18 protein-coding genes are annotated in these 17,938 nt (G+C 66.3%); 6 read left to right on the forward strand and 12 right to left on the reverse strand.

Features of this window, described 5'->3' with window-relative positions; translation table 11 throughout:
- Window positions 1-479 precede the first annotated feature (479 nt).
- Both AC1DVA_RS21450 and AC1DVA_RS21455 read left to right on the forward strand, forming a co-directional pair.
- On the forward strand, window positions 480-1,292 hold the full coding sequence (locus AC1DVA_RS21450) for a nickel-binding protein (RefSeq protein WP_476807208.1): 813 nt from the start codon (window positions 480-482) through the stop codon (window positions 1,290-1,292).
- Window positions 1,293-1,848: 556 nt separating this feature from the next.
- Entirely contained in the window at window positions 1,849-2,739 is an 891-nt protein-coding gene (locus tag AC1DVA_RS21455) for a LysR family transcriptional regulator (RefSeq protein WP_476807209.1), read from the forward strand.
- A gap of 57 nt (window positions 2,740-2,796) precedes the next feature.
- On the opposite strand, the gene AC1DVA_RS21460 is transcribed toward AC1DVA_RS21455, so the two are convergent.
- The 8 genes from AC1DVA_RS21460 to AC1DVA_RS21495 form a co-directional block, all read right to left on the reverse strand.
- On the reverse strand, window positions 2,797-3,477 hold the full coding sequence (locus AC1DVA_RS21460) for a DUF1028 domain-containing protein (RefSeq protein ID WP_265054414.1): 681 nt from the start codon (window positions 3,475-3,477) through the stop codon (window positions 2,797-2,799).
- Window positions 3,478-3,491: 14 nt separating this feature from the next.
- On the reverse strand, window positions 3,492-3,908 hold the full coding sequence (locus AC1DVA_RS21465; RefSeq protein WP_476807210.1) for a RidA family protein: 417 nt from the start codon (window positions 3,906-3,908) through the stop codon (window positions 3,492-3,494).
- Between the two features lie 78 nt (window positions 3,909-3,986).
- On the reverse strand, window positions 3,987-5,273 hold the full coding sequence (locus AC1DVA_RS21470; protein WP_265054416.1) for a flavin-containing monooxygenase: 1,287 nt from the start codon (window positions 5,271-5,273) through the stop codon (window positions 3,987-3,989).
- A 191-nt stretch (window positions 5,274-5,464) separates the two neighbouring features.
- Entirely contained in the window at window positions 5,465-6,484 is a 1,020-nt protein-coding gene (locus AC1DVA_RS21475) for a tetratricopeptide repeat protein (protein ID WP_476807211.1), read from the reverse strand.
- A 170-nt stretch (window positions 6,485-6,654) separates the two neighbouring features.
- Window positions 6,655-7,536 carry a cytochrome c1 gene (locus tag AC1DVA_RS21480; protein ID WP_476807212.1) on the reverse strand — a complete coding sequence of 294 codons (882 nt, stop codon included), beginning with the start codon at window positions 7,534-7,536 and terminating at the stop codon, window positions 6,655-6,657.
- Between the two features lie 7 nt (window positions 7,537-7,543).
- A complete protein-coding gene (locus AC1DVA_RS21485) occupies window positions 7,544-8,827 on the reverse strand; it encodes a cytochrome b (RefSeq protein ID WP_476807213.1) in 1,284 nt (427 codons plus the stop codon).
- 53 nt (window positions 8,828-8,880) lie between these two features.
- Window positions 8,881-9,429, reverse strand: a complete 549-nt coding sequence (gene petA / locus AC1DVA_RS21490) for a ubiquinol-cytochrome c reductase iron-sulfur subunit (protein ID WP_265054419.1) — start codon at window positions 9,427-9,429, stop codon at window positions 8,881-8,883.
- 191 nt (window positions 9,430-9,620) lie between these two features.
- Entirely contained in the window at window positions 9,621-11,486 is a 1,866-nt protein-coding gene (locus AC1DVA_RS21495; RefSeq protein WP_265054420.1) for an ABC transporter ATP-binding protein, read from the reverse strand.
- A gap of 116 nt (window positions 11,487-11,602) precedes the next feature.
- Between AC1DVA_RS21495 and AC1DVA_RS21500 the strand changes: the two genes are divergently transcribed.
- Both AC1DVA_RS21500 and hemF read left to right on the forward strand, forming a co-directional pair.
- Complete coding sequence (locus AC1DVA_RS21500) at window positions 11,603-12,100, forward strand: tRNA (cytidine(34)-2'-O)-methyltransferase (RefSeq protein ID WP_265054421.1); 498 nt, start codon at window positions 11,603-11,605, stop codon at window positions 12,098-12,100.
- Window positions 12,078-13,004, forward strand: a complete 927-nt coding sequence (gene hemF / locus AC1DVA_RS21505) for an oxygen-dependent coproporphyrinogen oxidase (RefSeq protein ID WP_265054422.1) — start codon at window positions 12,078-12,080, stop codon at window positions 13,002-13,004. The genes AC1DVA_RS21500 and hemF overlap by 23 nt, the downstream gene beginning before the upstream one ends.
- Here hemF and AC1DVA_RS21510 read toward each other — a convergent pair.
- From AC1DVA_RS21510 to AC1DVA_RS21525, 4 genes are read right to left on the reverse strand one after another with little or no spacing between them, the layout of a single operon-like run.
- On the reverse strand, window positions 13,001-14,239 hold the full coding sequence (locus AC1DVA_RS21510) for a CCA tRNA nucleotidyltransferase (protein ID WP_476807214.1): 1,239 nt from the start codon (window positions 14,237-14,239) through the stop codon (window positions 13,001-13,003). The two genes, hemF and AC1DVA_RS21510, sit on opposite strands and share 4 nt — an antisense overlap.
- Window positions 14,236-14,493: a DUF6111 family protein gene (locus AC1DVA_RS21515; RefSeq protein WP_265054424.1), complete on the reverse strand. Its 258-nt coding sequence runs from the start codon at window positions 14,491-14,493 to the stop codon at window positions 14,236-14,238. Before AC1DVA_RS21515 ends, AC1DVA_RS21510 begins: the two co-directional genes overlap by 4 nt.
- A gap of 46 nt (window positions 14,494-14,539) precedes the next feature.
- Entirely contained in the window at window positions 14,540-15,196 is a 657-nt protein-coding gene (locus tag AC1DVA_RS21520; RefSeq protein WP_265054425.1) for a CoA pyrophosphatase, read from the reverse strand.
- The gene (locus tag AC1DVA_RS21525; protein WP_476807215.1) at window positions 15,193-15,747 is read right to left on the reverse strand and encodes a DUF1285 domain-containing protein; all 555 of its coding nucleotides are present in this window, start codon (window positions 15,745-15,747) and stop codon (window positions 15,193-15,195) included. Before AC1DVA_RS21525 ends, AC1DVA_RS21520 begins: the two co-directional genes overlap by 4 nt.
- 236 nt (window positions 15,748-15,983) lie before the next feature.
- Here AC1DVA_RS21525 and AC1DVA_RS21530 point away from each other — a divergent pair, with 236 nt between their 5' ends.
- Together AC1DVA_RS21530 and AC1DVA_RS21535 are read left to right on the forward strand one after the other, a co-directional pair.
- Window positions 15,984-17,006 (forward strand): AAA family ATPase, encoded by a 1,023-nt coding sequence (locus AC1DVA_RS21530; RefSeq protein WP_265054427.1) that lies wholly within the window; start codon window positions 15,984-15,986, stop codon window positions 17,004-17,006.
- Window positions 17,007-17,010: 4 nt separating this feature from the next.
- Window positions 17,011-17,928 carry a DUF58 domain-containing protein gene (locus AC1DVA_RS21535; RefSeq protein ID WP_265054428.1) on the forward strand — a complete coding sequence of 306 codons (918 nt, stop codon included), beginning with the start codon at window positions 17,011-17,013 and terminating at the stop codon, window positions 17,926-17,928.
- Window positions 17,929-17,938 lie beyond the last annotated feature (10 nt).

A 17,938-nucleotide genomic window follows, 5' to 3' on the forward strand; every position in this document is an offset into this window, starting at 1 on the left:
GCCGAATGCCGCCCGTCGGCGAAAGCACCGAGAACACCGAAGAGGACTCCCGATCGAACCGCCGCCCAATCGAACTCATCGACTCGCCGGCCTTCCAGCGATCCCAGATCTCAGCCCGCTGGGCCGCCGAATAGTAGATCCGCCGCCGCTGCTTCATCACCCACGCTCCATCTCCAAAGGAAAAGTAGCGTGTTGCGATTACCGATTGAGACCACCGGGCATTCCGCCTCGATCCTTGCCACCAGAGGCTAACGACTGGGCCGGGTGGCTAGCGGACATATGGGAAGAGCCGAGTTCATATCCGCCGAGCTTCGTATCAGGATAGTCGCACTCGTCAGCGGAAAACTCGGAGCCGGCGATCGAGAGCTGACCGATATCGCCGAACAACACAAGAAAGAGCCCCTCGCTCGGCTTTTGTGTATTAATGAGGCAGCTGGTCCAGTTCTAACCTTTGGCCGGGTGTGGAAACGGAGAGAAAAATGCCCATTTTTCTTGATCGGCATGACTTGCGAGGTCTCTCCGCCGCCGATATCGCCGAGGCTCATCGCAAGGACTTGGAAGTGCAGGAGCGCTATGGCGTAYGGTTCCTGACGTACTGGTTCGACGAAGCACGGGGTACAGGCTTCTGCCTCATCGATGCACCTGACATCCGTGCAGCAATGCGGGTGCATGACGAGGCCCACGGAGATTTAGCCAAAGATATAATCGAGGTAGATATTTCTGCAGTCGAAGCCTTCCTTGGTCGCGTCTCGGACCCACCTCCGAAGGGGGATAGCCCCCACGCGATGTTTGATCCGGCCCTACGAGTCATAATGTTCACCGACATAGTCGACTCGACCGGCATGACCGCGAGATTAGGTGACCTCCAGGCAGTTGAGATGACCAGGGCCCACGATTCCTTGGTACGCCGCGCGCTGAAGGACAAAGGGGGGCGCGAGGTCAAGCACACCGGGGACGGGATTATGGCTTCTTTCGATGAGGCCGCTGTAGCCGTGGATTGCGCCCGTACAATTCAGCAGGCCTTTGATGCCTTCAATCTCGCGAGCAAGGAGAAGTTGCGGGTGCGGATCGGGTTAGACGCGGGCGAACCCGTAGCCGACAGCAATGACTTGTTCGGTGCGACAGTTCAAACGGCGGCTCGCCTATGTCAGATAGCAGAACCCGACACCATTGTCGTGTCGGGGACAGTATCCGAATTGGTTCCGAATCGATTCAGCCTCATTTCACTTGGTGATAAAGCCTTGAAAGGCTTCGTGCATCCCATCGCCGCGTTCGAGGTACCGTGGCGCTGAGATTGCATGTTTGCGATGATATCGCATCGCAACTGTGTGCTGAAAGTCAAAAATGGTGAAAGGGCTCGTCCTGTCGATGAGGAATGTCAGGTTTCGCGCTGCGAGCCAGTGTCCGAAAGTGGCGCGTCTCGCCCGTTTCAGCGACGGGTGTTAGTGGCCCACCCTTGGGTCACTCTCTGGAGTGTCCGCAGCCGCGTTTTCGAACTGCCTGTCCGCCGGAGTTCCGGTGATAGATGGTTGAGCTGGTCCGATCCGGCGGACGTGTGGGGAGCTGTCGCGGGAGTTCGAGCCGACCGCGTGCCCATCGCGAACTGGGCTCGTCAAGCAGACCGCGATGTTGGCAAGATCATGGGCCGGGACCTCTCGATCCTGCCCACCGAGGCGTTGAGCGGGCTCGGCATCGGCTTCGTCTCCGAAGGACGGCGCCTCTGCCGCTATCTCGTTGTGCGGCCGGCTGGACGAGATGCTCGCTTGCCGTCCGCCACCTGCGCCGCCGTGCTTTGCCAACGGCGCTACTCATGCTCTATGTGCCGCCATGCGCTTTTCGCTACGTCAGTTGGAATATTTCAGCGCAGCCGGCGAAACGGGCAGCATCACTCTGGCCTCTGAACTCGTCCATATTTCTCAACCCTCGATCTCGACGGCGATCTTGCATCTCGAGCGCGAGCTGAAAGCGCAGCTCTTCGTCCGCCACCATGCCCAGGGCCTGTCGCTCAACCCTGTCGGACGTGCGCTTCTCGCCGAGGCCAAGCGCGTGGTCGCGCAGGCGGAGAGCCTCTACACCGTCGCCGACGAGACCAGCGGCCTGGTGCGCGGCACGCTGTCTCTCGGCTGCATGGTGACGCTGGCTCCCATGCTGGTCCCGGAATTGTCCCAGGGCTTCGTCTCGGCCTTTCCCGATACGACGATCCGCCATGTCGAGGGCCATCAGGAAGACCTGCTCCGGGGGCTGCGGCGGTCGGAGACCGACCTCGCCCTGACCTATGACCTCCAGATTCCGGAGGACATCGCGTTCTCGCAGCTCGTCAGCCTGCCGCCCTACATCGTCGTCGCCGAAACGCACCCACTCGCGCGGCAGAGCGCCATGACGCTGGAAGAGCTTGCGGATCAGCCGCTGGTGCTGCTCGATCTGCCCCTGAGCCGGGAGTATTTCCTCGCGCTGTTCATGGCCAAGGGGATCACGCCGACGATCGCGTCCCGTTCGGCGCATCCGGACGTCGTCCGGGCGATGGTCGCCAACGGCGCCGGCTACGGGCTATTCAACGTCCGCCCGCGATCGGACCACGCGCTCGATGGCCGGAGGCTGGTCTCGATCCGGCTCGCCGGGGAGCATCGCCCGATGACGATCGGAGTTGCGACGCTGCGCAGCTTGGCGAGTCCAAGCTCGTCGAAGCCTTCCAGGCCTATTGCCAAGCCCGCATCTCGCGCTCGTACATTCCAGGGATGATCGCGCCGGCCATGACCGAGCGCACCCGGATCGACGGCTGAGCCGCCGGAAGGCCGCTTACTCGTCGCCCGGCACGCCGTAGGACGGCGCCTCCCGCGGATCGAGCGCGCGCTGAATATAGGCCTCGATCTGCGGCTTGTAGACCTCCCAGGCCTTCGCAACCGTCTCGACGGGGCAGTCTTCCGTCCAGTCGCAGCGCAGATCGGCGATCGGCCAGCTGAGCTTGTCGACGATTTTGAGTCCCGCCGAACGGACGGGCCCGGCCTCGCCGCCCGCCGCGAGGCCTGTGCGCATGGCGGCTATCAGCCGGTCGCCCAGATGGCCGGAGCCGGAGCTTGCGAGGAAGCCGTCGACGATCGCCTGCGGAACGCCGTCATTGGCCAGGAGATTGCCGCCCGAGGCGACGTTCTCGGCCTGCGCCGACGTCCAGATGCCCAGCGATCGGGGGCCGGAATGGATCGCCGCCGTCCCGTTCCGGTCGACCGCCAGCACCTGCCGGTATTCGACGAACCGGCCGCGTTTCCGGATCTCGGCGATGGCTTCCGCCGCGCTCCGGCCTTCTTCCATCAGATCGAGCGCCAGGGGACCCAGGGTCGGGTCCGTGACGTTCTGCGAGGCCACCGCTCCAACCCCGGCGCGTGCATAGGAGCAGCGCGCGGCGACCGCAGGCGAGGAAGACGAGACCGCGACGCCGAACATGCCGGTCCGTGCGCATCGGGCGACGAGGGAAAAGGTCATCGGCCTGTGAGCTCCTAATCCGGAATGACGGCGGTGCCGTCGATCTCGACCAGCCATTCCGGCCGGGCCAGCGCCTGCACGACGAGGCCGGTCGAAACGGGGTGCACGCCTTTGATGTATTCGCCCATGGTGCGGTAGACCGCCTCGCGGTGGCGTACATCCGTCAGGTAGACGACCACCTTGACCAGGTGCTCCATCCTGCCGCCGGCTTCCTCGATGAGCTGCCTGATGTTCTGCATGACCTTGTGGGTCTGCTCGACCGGGTCATGGCTGTCGATGTTGACGGCGTCGTCGAGGTTCTGCGGACATTGGCCGCGCAGCCAGACGATGCGGYCACCCCGGGTCACGACCGCCTGCGCCAGGTCGTTGTCGAGCTTCTGCTCCGGGTAGGTTTCCTTGGTGTTGAACTTGCGGATGCGGGTATGTGCCATGTGGCCTCCTTAGTCGGACCATGCTCGACGCGAACCGCCATGGGGGCCGCGCGACGAACTCAAGTTCCTGTTCGACGCTCACGCGCTCTCGAGTTCGCGCTGCATGGCAGCGTGATAGGCTGCGTAGTTGCGCTGGATCGTGATCTGGTCCGCCAGATACTTGGCGTCGTGCCACACGCCCCAGATGAAGCTCGACCCTCGGCGCGACTGCCAGGGCAGCCCCAGGAAATAGACGCCGGGCTCTGACGAGACGCCGCGCTGGTGCCGCGGGCGGCCGCTTTCGTCGAAAGCGTCGACCTCCATCCAGCTGTAGTCGGAGGAGAAGCCCGTCGCCCAGATGATCGTGCTGATCCCGGCCTGCGCCAGATCGAGCGAGGCGATGGGATTTGTCACGCAATCGGAATCCGCGACCACGGCGCGCGCCTCCGGTTCTTCCGGCAGGTCGAGGCCGTTGCGGGCGACGTAGGCATCGGCCTCGTCCAGCAAGGCATGAAGATTCGCGTCGCCGCGCCCGAGATTCTCGACGAGATCGGGGGCAAAGCCGACCACGCCATTCTCGCAGGCTTGCGTCCGCCCGACGAGGAGCATTCCCCGTGCCGCCAGGCGCCGGAAATCGATCGTGTGACCGCCATTCGCCCCGCTGACCGCGATCGTGACGTGCTCCGTTCCGGGCTCCCGCGCAGAAGCGTCCCATTTACCGAGAACGCCCAGCCACCAGCAGAAGTCGCGGCCGCGATAGGCGCGCGGCGGGCGATCATGCGGGCCGACGGACAGGTAGACGCGCCGCCCCGACTCCAGCAATTCCTCGGCGATCTGCGTCCCCGAAGAGCCCGACCCGACCACCAGCACGGCGCCCTCGGGAAGCTGGCCGGGATTGCGATAAGCGGTGGAGTGCATCTGCAACATCCCCGTTTCCGGCGGAACCAAGGCTGGAATAGTCGGGCACTGGAAGGGGCCGGTCGCGACCACGATCCGGTTGGCCTCCATCATTCCTGCCGACGTCTCGACGCGGAATCCGGGCCGGCCGGCAATCCGCTCGACATGCCGGACTTCGACGCCGCAGCGGATCGGTGCCGCAATCTTCCTGGCGTAGGCGACGAAATAGTCTGCAACCGTTTCCTTCGACGGGAAGTCATTGGGGCCGACCTGGTCATTCACATCGGAAAACGCGAGGCCCGGAAACCGATCGTGCCAGGCTGGCCCGTTCGCGGCCAGTGTGTCCCATCGTTCGGAACGCCAGCGTTCGGCGATGCGGCTCCTCTCGAGAACGACATGAGGGACACCGGCCCGGTCCAGATGCTCGCTCATCGCGATTCCAGCCTGACCGGCGCCGATGACGAGCGTGTCGATCTGCTCAACTGACATTATCCGCCTCCCGCCGAATCTGGAGAATTTCTTTGGGAGAAATCCCAATCCCGGCATTGGTCTACCGGCGGCGTCAGCACTGTAAAAATACGAAATCTTGCTGTGGTGATTAGGATTTTCCTAAACGGGCCGGATCGAGCGGCCGGCGCCGACCCCACGCCGCGCAAGCGCCCGGACGAGATGTCTGGGCCTTACGCGGAACAGCAGCAGAGGGGTTCCGCGGTCGTCAGGCGGCACAGGCAGGACGAGGTGATCGGCACGTCGGCCTTGGACAGCGCAAGCGCAAGCTTCGCCTCCAGAGCCGGAAGCTCGGCTTCCTCGCCGCGCCGCCGGAGGCATTCCACGAGGCCGTGGAGAGCCCAGACATTGTCCGGATGCTGGGTGCAGCGCTGCACCCTGCCGCTCAGGCCGAGATCGTCGCGATAGACCCCCTCGGCCTCGACGACATGGCCCTGCTCCATCAGGAGCGCGGCCAGCGCGTGGCGCGGCGGGTGCATCCAGGCCCAGGGCTCGGTGTAGCCGAGATTGTCGTCGCGGCGCACCGCTTCGCGCAGATGGACATAGGCCTCTTCGTGATCGCCCTTGTGATAGGCGAGTTCGCCATCGAGCATGGCCTGCCCGACCGACAGCGTGTTCCGCGCATAGTTGCTGAGATACCGGTGCGTTTCCGAGATGCGCTCGTAGCTCTCCCGGAATAGCCGGCGCTCTTCCTCGGCGCGAGCGAAGTCCTTGAGCGTGGCGAAGGCGATGCCGCGCGCATAGTGATGCATCGGGATCGAGGCCCGGAAGATCGCGGGATCGCCGGGGAAAGGCTCCGCGATGATGTCGTGCCAGCGCCCGAACCGGACGAGCACATGCATCTTCATCGAGTAGTAGCCTTCCGTCGTCATGGCGAGCTTCGGCCGGCCTTGCACGCCGAGGATGTCCGGCGTCAGGATTTCGCGGATCCTGTCGGCGGCGGCGAGGGCCGGCGCATACTGCCCCATGAACATGCAGGTGAACATCATCAGATGCAGGTCGTGGCAGCGCGCCGTGACGTAGAAATTGAACGAGCCGGCATAGCCGGCATAGATGTCGTCGGCGGCGATCGCCTTCTCGCTGGCGATCCTGGCGCGCTCGTAGTCGCCGCACAGCACATAGATGTGTCCGGGCATGTGATTCAGATGGCCGGCATCGGGGCAGAGGGTCGCGAGCGCATCGGCCGAGCGCATCACCTGACAGCCTAAACAATCGCCCGCCAACTGACGTGAACGCGGCGGACCGGTGGCGGCGCGGCTGCGCCGCCACCTATTGTGAGTGTCCGTGCTCGCGAAAATGACTTAAGCCAACAGGGTCACCTGATCACAAGCATGAGGGGCTTTACGCATAGGAGCGACGCTGCTCAGTGAGCCGGCGAGCCGTCCGGCATGCGCGACCACACCTTCTTCTTGGTGTAGTAGAGCAGCCCCGCGAAGATCACGAGGAAGATCATCACCTGCATGCCCAGGCGCTTGCGCGCCTCGAGATGCGGCTCCGCCATCCAGACCATGAAGGCCGAGACGTCGCGGGCATACTGATCGACCGTCTCCGGCAGCGGCGACTTGCCGTCCGGCCCCTTCGGATACTCGACCTGCCCGTCCGAGAGCGGCTTCGGCATCGCGATCAGATGGCCGGGCATGTACTCGTTGTAGTTCTGCCCCGGCAGGAGCGCCGGGAAGCCGGCCGGCGGCTCCTTGTAGCCGACGAGCAGGGCGTGGATGTAGTCCGGCCCCTGCTCCTGATACTGGGTGAAGATGTCGAACACGAAGGTCGGGAAACCGCGCGTATAGGTGCGGGCCTTGGCCAGGACCGAGAAATCCGGGGGATAGGCGCCGCCATTGGCCGCGCGCGCCGCCTGCTCGTTCGGGAACGGCGACGGGAAGCGGTCGGCCGCCCGGCCCGGCCGGTCGAACATCTCGCCGGTTTCGTTGGGGCCGTCCTTGATCTGATAGGTCGCGGCCAGCGCTGCGACCTGGCCGGGCGTGAATTCGGGGCCGCCCGGCTGCGACAGGTTGCGGAAGGCCGCCAGGCTGGCGCCATGGCAGCTCGCGCAGACTTCCTTGTAGACCTTGAAGCCGCGCTGAAGCTGCGCGCGATCGAACTTGCCGAAAGGTCCGGCGAAGGACCAGTTCAGCGCCGGCGGCCTGGGTCCGCCCTCGGCTGCCTGCGCCGCCGGCTGGAACAGCGCCAGCGACAGGCCGGCGGCAAGCCCGGTGAGGGCGAGACGAAACGATGTTCTGCTCATGGTTCCGTCAGCCCTTGACGTTCGGTTCGGCAGCGGTGGCGGTCGCGATGCGCACCGCCGAACCACCCTTGGCGGAGGCCAGCACGGAATCGGCGATCGAGGTCGGCAGCGCCTTCGGCCGCTCGAACAGGCCGACGACGAACAGCGCGACGAAGAAGCCGAAATACAGCACGGTGAAGATCTGGGAGGCGATGACGTAGCCGCCTTCCGCCGGCATGGCGCCGAGATAGCCCAGGCCGATGCACACCACGAGGAAGGCCCAGAAGAGCTGGCGCGCGATCGGCCGGTAGCTCATCGACTTCACCTTGGAGGTGTCGATCCAGGGCAGGAAGGCGAGCACGACGATCGCCGCGCCCATCGCCATCACGCCGCCGAGCTTGTCGGGAATGGCGCGCAGGATCGCGTAGAACGGCAGGAAGTACCATTCCGGCACGATGTGCGCCGGCGTCGAGGCCGGGTTCGCCGGGATGTAGTTGTCGGCATGGCCCATGAAGTTCGGCTGGTAGAACACGAACCACGAGAACACGATCATGAACACGACCATGCCGAGGATGTCCTTGACGGTCGCATAGGGCGTGAACGGCACGGTGTCCTTCGCGACGTTCTTCACCTCGACGCCCGACGGATTGTTCTGGCCGACGACGTGCAGCGCCCAGATGTGCAGGATCACCACGCCGAAGATCATGAAGGGCAGCAGGTAGTGCAGCGAGAAGAAGCGGTTCAGCGTCGGGTTGTCGACCGAGTAGCCGCCCCACAGGAAGGTCACGATCGTCTCGCCGATCACCGGCAGCGCCGAGAACAGGTTGGTGATGACGGTCGCGCCCCAGAAGGACATCTGCCCCCAGGGCAGCACGTAGCCCATGAAGGCCGTCGCCATCATCAGCACGAAGATCACCACGCCGAGGATCCAGAGCACCTCGCGCGGCGCCTTGTAAGAGCCGTAATAAAGCCCGCGGAAGATGTGCACGTAGACGGCGACGAAGAACATCGAGGCGCCGTTGGAGTGCAGATAGCGCAGCAGCCAGCCATAGTTCACGTCGCGCATGATGTGCTCGACCGAATTGAAGGCCAGCAGCGAATTGGCGGTGTAATGCATCGCCAGGATGATGCCGGTGACGATCTGCGCCACGAGCATGAACACGAGGATGCCGCCGAAGGTCCAGAGATAGTTGAGGTTGCGCGGGACCGGGTAGGACACCGCCGAGTCATGCGCGAGGCGGATGATCGGCAGACRCGCGTCGAGCCAGCGCTCGATGCCGGTCTTCGGGACGTAGGAACTGTGACCACTCATGAAGAATGCCTCAAGGCTGTCTCATCTTGGCGGGAAAGCGTCGAGCGCATTGCTCAGCCGATCTTGATCTTGGTGTCCGCGGTGAAGGCGTAAGGCGGAACCGGCAGGTTGAGCGGTGCCGGGCCCCTGCGGATGCGGCCGGAGGAATCGTAGTGCGAGCCGTGGCACGGGCAGAACCAGCCGTCATAGTCGCCCTTGGACTCGCCGGGCGCGGTGCCCAACGGAATGCAGCCGAGATGGGTGCAGTTGCCGAAGACGACGAGGAACTGCTCGTGGCCGGCCTTGGTGCGCTGCTGGTCGGTCTGCGGGTCGCGCAGCGTCGCGACGTCGACGGCCAGGGCCTCGTCGATCTCCTTCTTGGTGCGGTGGCGCACGAAGATCGGCTTGCCGCGCCAGAACAGCTTGATCGCCTGGCCTTCCGCGATCGGCGCCAGATCGACGTCGACAGGCGCGCCGGCGGCGACGGTCTGCGCATCGGGGGCGAGCTGGCTGATCAGCGGCACGACGACGGCACCGAGGCCGACGGCGCCAAAGGCGCCGGTCGCAAGCATCAGGAAATCGCGGCGGGTTGTTCCGGTCGATGTATCGGTCGCGTTCGCCACGATCCAATCCTCTTACACGTCTTGCGAGCTGTAACAGCTCGAAATTGTCGCCTGTCGCCCTCATAGGGGCGCGCCGCTGCCGCCGCAATGCGGCGGTGCGTCACCATCGGCTCTTTGACATGCAGATTGGACGAAGTCTACTGTCGCGAACGTCCCGCCCATGCATGGCGCACAGACCTCTGGCGGGGACTTCAGACCGCGAGCTTTTCCGGATCGGCGGCGGCAAGGAAGCCGCCCGATTGCCGTGCCCATAGCCGGGCATAGAGCCCGCCGCTCCCGATCAGCTCCTCATGGCTGCCGGTGTCGACGATACGGCCCTTGTCGAGCACGATCAGGCGGTCCAGCGCCGCGATGGTCGAGAGGCGGTGCGCGATCGCGATCACGGTCTTGCCCTGCATCAGCGCGGTGAGCTGCTGCTGGATCGCCGCCTCGACCTCCGAATCCAGGGCTGAGGTCGCCTCGTCGAGAATCAGGATCGGCGCGTCCTTGAGCAGCACGCGGGCAATGGCGATGCGCTGGCGCTGGCCGCCCGAAAGCTTCACGCCGCGTTCGCCGACGCGCGAATCGAAACCCTGCCGTCCATCCTGGTCGCCGAGCCCGAGGATGAACTCGTGCGCCGCCGCCTGCCGCGCCGCGGCGACGATCTCGGCCTCGCTGGCGCCGATGCGGCCATAGGCGATGTTGTCGCCGATCGAGCGGTGCAGCAGCGAATTATCCTGCGTCACCATGCCGATCTGGGCGCGTAAGGAGTCCTGCGTGACATGGGCGATGTCCTGGCCGTCAATCAGGATGCGCCCGCCCTCGAGCGGGTAGAGCCTCAGCAGCAGGTTCACCAGCGTCGACTTGCCGGCGCCCGAAGGGCCGACGAGCCCGATCCGCTCGCCGGGCTTGATCGCAAGGTCGAGCCCTTCGAACAGCCCGCCACCCCTGCCGTAGTTGAAGCGGATCTTCTCGAAGCTGATCGCCCCCTTGTCGACGACCAGCGGCACGGCTTCCGGCGCATCGGGCAGGTCGTGCGGCTTCGCGATCGTCTCCATGCTCTCCTGCACCGAGCCGATATTCTCGAAGATGCCGCGCACGAGGTGGATCAGCCAGCCCGACATCTGCACCAGCCTGAGCACGAGGCCGATCGCGGCAGCGACCGCGCCCGGCGTCATCTCGCCCTGGCTCCACAGCAGCAGCGCGAGCCAGGCGGTCGCGACGACGAGCAGGCTGTTCATCGTCTGCAGGATGACGCTGACGCCGGTGATCAGCCGCGACAGGTTGAGGAAGGAGGCGTTCCAACGCGTCAACGAGTCGCGCACGGCCGAGCGTTCCGCGTCGCTGCGGGCGAAGAGCTTCACCGTCAGGATGTTGGTGTAGGAATCGACGATGCGTCCGGTCGTGCTCGACCGTCCGAACGAATTCGCCTCCGAGCGCGCCTTGGCGCGCGGCACGAAATAGATCAGCAGCGCGATATAGGCCGCGAGCCAGGCGATGACCGGCATTGCCAGCCAGATGCTGGTCCTGCCGAAGAAGCCGATTGCCACGGTCGCGAACACGAGCGCGTACCAGAGGTCGTCGATGACCTCGATCGTCGCGCCGCGGATCGACTGTCCCGCCTGGATGACGCGGGCCGACAGCCGCCCGGCGAAATCGTTCTGGAAATAACCCAGCGCGTGGCCGAGCGTGTAGACGTGGTTGCGCCAGCGGATCTGGTTGGTGATCTGCGGCACCACGACTTGGTCGACGATGGCGTGGTTGGCGAAATAGATCAGCGGCCGGACGACTACGAGCAGGAAGGCCGCGCTGGCGAGCACCCAGCCATGGTCGCGGAAGATCGTCTCCGGCGACTGGGTCGAGAGCAGGTCGACGAACCAGCCGACCATCAGATACATCGCCGCCTCGATGCCGCTGAAGCCGAGGCCGGTGATCATGATCGCCGCCATCCAGCCCTTCACACCCTTGATGTGGTGCCACATGAAGGGCCAGACGCCACGCGGCGGCGTCTCCCGCTCGTCGAAGGGAGCGAAGACGTCGATTCGGCTTTCGAGCCAGCGGAAGAGCGGGGCAAACATGTCCGCCCTCCTCTGGGTCGGCATGACGACGGAATTGAGACCGCGATATGGGCGCGTTTCGGGGCGATCGCCAGTGTTCTTGACGCATGTCGGCTCGCCACCGCATGACAGCAGACATGTTGCGTCTCGCCCTCTTCCAGCCGGACATCCCGCAGAACGCGGGCACGATGATCCGCATGGCGGCCTGCCTCGGCATTGCCGTCGACATCGTCGAGCCCGCCGCCTTCGACGTCTCGGACCGGCATTTCCGCCGCTCGGGCATGGATTATCTCGAACGCGCCGCCGTCGCCCGGCATGATTCCTTCGCGGCTTTCGACAGCTGGCGTCGCGAGAACGGCCACCGCCTCGTCCTCGCCGAAACGGACGGAGCGATCCCCTTGCCGGATTTCGTCTTCCAGCCCGGCGACGTCGTGCTGGTCGGCCGCGAATCGGCCGGCGTGACGGCCGAGGTGCAGGCGGCCGCCGAGACGAGCCTGCACATCCCGATGCGGACGGGTTTGCGCTCGCTCAATGTCGCGCTGGCCGCTGCGATGGTAATGGGCGAGGCGTTGCGACAGACAGGCGGCTTCCCGCGCCGCGATGGACCGGACCATGAGCACACCCAAGCCCGTTGAGAATCCGCCCGCCGACCCGGCCGTCGTCGAGGCGATGAAGCCCCGCGCCGCGGCGTGGTTCGAAAGCCTGCGCGACCGTATCTGCGCCGCCTTCGAGGCGGTCGAGGACGAGGCGGGCGGCCCCTTCCCCGCCGAGGCCGACCAGCCCGGCCGCTTCGTCCGCACGCCCTGGCAGCGCACCAATCATGACGGCGCACCCGGCGGCGGCGGCGTGATGTCGATCATGAAGGGCCGGGTCTTCGAGAAGGTTGGCGTCCACGTCTCGACCGTGCATGGCAGCTTCCACCCCGACTTCGCCGGGCAGATCCCCGGCGCCTCCGAGGATCCGCGGTTCCACGCCACCGGCATCTCGCTGATCGCCCATCCCTGGAACCCGCATGCTCCGACCGTGCATATGAACACGCGCTTCGTCGTCACCACGAAGCCGTGGTTCGGCGGCGGCGCCGACCTGACGCCGGTCCTCTTTGCGAGGCGCAATCAGGAAGACCCGGATTCGAGCGAGTTCCACGCGGCCATGCGCCGCCCCTGCGAGAGTTTCCCCGCAGTAGCTGACTACCCGCGCTTCAAGCAGTGGTGCGACGACTACTTCTTCCTGAAGCACCGCAACGAGCCGCGCGGCATCGGCGGCATCTTCTACGACTATGTCTGGACAGGCGATCCGGAAGCCGATTTTGCCTTCACCAAGGCGGTGGGCGAGGCGTTTCTCGACATCTATCCCAACCTCCTCTGCCGCAATATCGGCAAGCCCTGGAGCGAGGCCGAGCGTCAAGAGCAGCAGGTTCGCCGCGGCCGCTATGTCGAGTTCAACCTGCTCTACGATCGCGGCACGATCTTCGGGCTGAAGACCGGCGGCAATGTCGATTCGATCCTGTCCTCGATGCCGCCGACGGTGCGCTGGCCCTAAGCCAACGCCTGCCGGCTCACGGCGTCGAGCAACTCGAACTGCGCCTGCCGCTCGGCCGGACACGCCGCCTCGATCCACAGCCGGCGCGTCTCCGTCAGGACCCGTCCGATCCCCTCGCCTTTCGGCACGCCGCGGGCCACCACATCCTGCCCTCGCGGCAGGAATGGCGGCGTAGCTCCCAGCTGGCCGATGAGGCTCCGGACATGACGGCCGGTTTCATCGCCCGCCATGGCATTGAGCAGCACGAGGGCCGCGGCAGCCGCGTCGTCTCCGGCGCGATCGGCAACCAGGCGAAAGCATGCGAGCGAGGGTAGCTCGCCCCGGCCGCCGAGCGCTTCCAAGGCAAGCGCGATCCGCTCGATCCGGTCGAACTCGTCGTTCGACAGCCGCAGCCGGTCGCGCAATCGCGGCGCATCCTCGGCGACCGAAACGGCCAAGGCCGCCAGCCGGAACGCCGGGTGGACACCTTCGCCGTCCTCTCGCGCCACGGCCGCGAAACGGGCAAGGTGCGGCACCGCGCCGATCACCGGCATCACCAGCCCGGCGCCTGCCATCGCATCGAGCGTGGCCGCAGCCCCAGGCGCGACCAGCAGCTTCATCAATTCGGCGCGGACCCGTTCGCGCGACAGCCCCTCGAGCCCCGCGCGGCCCGCGATGCAGGCGCGCAAGCCCTCGGCATCGGGCGCACCGACACCATACCGGGCATGGAATCGGAAGAAGCGGAGGATCCGCAGATAGTCCTCGCGAATGCGCGTTTGCGCCTCGCCGATGAAGCGCACGCGCCGGGCGGCGAGATCGGCGAGCCCGGTGCTGTAATCGTGGAGCCCACCGTCCCGGTCGAGCCCCAGCGCATTGATCGTGAAGTCACGCCGCAGCGCATCCTCAGCGAAATCACGCCCGAAGGCGACCTTGGCGCGCCGCCCGTCGGTTTCGACGTCGCGCCGCAGCGTCGTCACCTCGAAGGTCGCACCGCCCGATATCAGCGTGACCGTGCCGTGCTCGATCCCGGTCGGAACGGCCTTGAAACCGGCCTTCCGGCCGCGCCTGATCGTTTCCTCGGGCAGGGCCGTGGTGGCGAGGTCGATATCGCTCGCGGCCTCTCCCAGCAGGAGATTGCGCACCGCGCCGCCAACGACACGGGTTTCCTCGCCCTCGCCGTTCAGCGCGCTCAGCAGCCGGACCAGAACCGGCTCGGCCAGAAAGCGCGCGATGGCGCTTTCACGCTCGGGTTTCATTTGAAGCGGCCGGGCACGAGCACGCCATTCTCCATATGCGGCGGCTCATAGGCGCCCTGGCTGCGCGGCGCGAAGAAGCCGCCATAGGCGAAGACCGCGATCGACAGCAGCAGGCCGACGACGGCGAGCCAGAAGGCATGCCGGCTCCAGTGCTCGACATCGAAGGGGTTGCGCCTCTTGATGACGAGATAGCCCGCGAAAATGCAGAAGGGCAGGACGAAGAGCAGAACCTCTTCGATGATCGCGCGCAGCATCGGCTTCGTCGTTCCCCGGTGCGCTTTCGGCGCAGAGACATGAATTCTAACCGGCCAGCCGCTCGTAGAGATTGCGGATCATGCCGGCGGTCGCACCCCAGATATAGCGACCCTCGAACGGCATCGCATAGTAGGTCCGGAAATGTCCCTTCCACTCCCGCCCTTCCCGCTTGTGGTTGGCGGGGTCGAGCAGGAAGGAAAGCGGCGTCTCGAAGGCCTCGTCGACCTCGTGACGGTTGATCGTCAACGAGAAGGGCGGCTCGACCAGCGCCACGACGGGCACGATGCGATATCCGGTCCCGGTCAGATAGGCGTCGAGGAAGCCGAGCGTGCGGATGCGCTCCCGCGGCAGGCCGATCTCTTCTTCCGTTTCACGCAGGGCGGTAACCACCGGGGAGCCATCGATGGCATCGACGCGGCCCCCGGGAAAGGCGACCTGCGCCGAATGGTTGCGCAGCGCTGCGGCGCGCTGGGTCAGCAATACCGTCGGCCCCGTCTCGCGCGGCACGATCCCGATCAGCACGGCTGCCGGCACCGCGCGCTTCTCGTCGGGGATCGGCACGGGCTGGGGCTGGTTCTCATGGTCGCCGCGCGGACGCGCGATCACCTCGCCGAGCAAGGGCGGCTCGGCGCGCAGGCGCTCGCGCGCCAGCTTCGCGAAGGCCTCCGTGCTGAGGTTCAAGGCGTGGCCGTTGGTCGTCAAATCTCGATGCCTTCGATCTCGCTCGCCGGCAGCGCCGGGTAGAAATGCCCGGCGGCGGCGATGCCGAACATCGCCTCTCCTTCGGCCCCTCGCACCTCGCCGAGCGCCAGCAGGTCATAGGTGACCGCCCGCGTCAGCCGGGCCCAGAGGCCGTGCCGAACATGGACATAGGGTTTCAGCCCGTCCTTTGCAGCCCGCTCGAAACGCAGGGGATGCTCCGGCCCGACGCAGAGCAGGTCGTCGACCTGCGTCCGGAAGGCGATTCCCCTGCCGTCGCCCTCGCCGTCCAGCTGCATCTCGACAGCCTGGAACGGCGCGTCCTCGACCGTGATCCCGACTTTCTCGACCGGGGTCACGAGAAAGTAATCGTCGCCCTCGCGCTTCAGCACCGAGGAAAACAGCTTCACCAGAGCCGGCCGGCCGATCGGCGTGCCCAGATAGAACCAGGTGCCGTCGGCGGCGATACGCATGTCGAGATCGCCGCAAAAAGGCGGGTTCCAGCGCTCGACAGGCGGCAATCCGCGCATCTTGCCGCCGCCTATCGCGGCCATCAGCCGATCCATCGCATTGCCCGGAGCCGTCATCGAAAGACCCGTCCCCACCTGCTGCGGCACATTGGTTGCATCGTGTTTCTGCCTTGAACTCCACATAATCGTGAAGCCGAGATGATGTGTACCGTCCCATTCGGCGCTTGAGCCGCCGGGGTGGCCCGTCCACAGTCAACGGCGGAACACATCGATCGGTTCGCATAGGGGCGCAACGGCCCGCGACAGTGAAGGAGACCGACATGGCGGTACAGGCCCGCGCGAGCGAGAGCAATTCCCCGATCGATCTCGACAGCGGCATCGTCGAGGCGGCCGAAGCCGCGCTCGGTGCCATCGGCGCGGCGCGCAAGGAAATCGGCCAGGTCATCTTCGGCCAGCAGAAGGTCGTCGATCTCTCTCTCGTCACGCTGCTCGCGGGCGGCCACGGCCTGCTCGTCGGCGTGCCCGGCCTCGCCAAGACCAAGCTCGTCGAGGCGATGGGCACGGTGCTGGGGCTCGCGGCGCGGCGCGTTCAGTTCACGCCCGACCTGATGCCCTCCGACATCCTCGGCTCCGAGGTTCTCGACGAGAGCGCCGATGGCAAGCGCCATTTCCGCTTCATCAAGGGCCCGGTCTTCGCCCAGCTCCTGATGGCGGACGAGATCAACCGCGCCTCGCCCCGCACCCAGTCCGCCCTGCTGCAGGCGATGCAGGAGCACCACGTCACCGTGGCCGGCGAGCGCTACGACCTGCCCGCGCCCTTCCATGTGCTGGCGACGCAGAACCCGATCGAGCAGGAGGGCACCTATCCCCTGCCCGAAGCCCAGCTCGACCGCTTCCTGCTGGAGATCGATGTCGGCTATCCCGACCGCGAGGCCGAGCGCCGCATCCTGCTCGAAACCACCGGCGCCACCGAATACAAGCCGTCCCAGGCGATGACGGCGGAGACGCTGATGTCGATCCAGCGCCTGGTTCGCCGCCTGCCGGTCGGCGAGGCCGTCGTCGATGCGATCCTCGACCTCGTCCGCTCCGCCCGCCCCGGCGAAGGCGACGCCGCCGTCACCGAGAAGCTCGCCTGGGGTCCCGGCCCGCGCGCCAGCCAGTCGCTGACGCTCGCGGTGCGGGCCCGCGCATTGGTCGAGGGCCGGCTCGCGCCCTCGGTGGACGATGTCGCCGCCCTCGCTTTGCCCGTGCTGAAGCACCGTATCGCCCTGACCTTCGCCGCTCGCGCCGATGGCGAGACGGTCGAGCGCGTCATCGGCAGGCTCGTGGAACGGCTGGGATAGGTCGATGCTGCGCACGCGCGTCCTGGGTTCGAGCGAACGGAAGCCGGCCAAGCCGATCCTGACGGAGTCGCTCGACCTCGCCGCGCGCTTGCCGCGCCTGATCCTCGAGGCCCGCCGCGTCTCCGCCAGCATCCACGGCATCCACGGCCGGCGCCGCTCCGGGCCGGGCGAAACCTTCTGGCAGTACCGACCGCTCGTCGCCGGCGAATCGGCTTCGCGCATCGACTGGCGCCGTTCGGCGCGGGACGGCCATCTCTTCGTCCGCGAGCGCGAATGGGAGGCTTCCCACTCGATCTGGCTCTGGATCGACCGCTCGCCATCGATGGGTTTCGCCTCCTCATTGGCGATGGCCTCGAAGATCGACCGTGCGCTGGTCACCGGCTTCGCCCTGGCCGAAGCGATGGTCGAGGGTGGCGAGCGCGTCGGCCATCTCGGCCTGACGCGGGCGCTTGCCTCGCGCCGCATCGTCGAGTTGCTGGCCCAGGCCATCGTCGCCGACAGCCGCGGCGGCGACGCCGATCTGCCGCCGGGCGGGCCGCTGCCGCGGCTGGCCGACGCCATCATCATCACCGACGGGCTTTCACCCTCCTCCTCGCTGGCGCAGCGCATCGCGACCATGGCGTCATCAGGCGCGCGCGGGCATGTCCTGCTGATCGCCGATCCGATCGAGGAAACCTTCCCCTTCACCGGCCAGGCCGAGCTCTTCGACCTCGAGGACGGCTTGACGCTGCGCGTCGGCGACGCCGGCTCCTGGGGCGAAGAGTATCGCCAGCGCCTCGCTGCCCATCGCGAAGCGATCGCGGAGGCCTGCCGCAAGGCCGGCTGGACCTTGACGCTCCACCGCACCGATCGTCCCGCCAGCGAAGCCGTGCTGCGGATCGCCAGCCTCGTCGCCGCCTCGCGCGGCGCGTCGGGCTTCTAGGGGACCCGCC

This window comes from Allobosea sp. P4_C6, assembly GCF_056402015.1.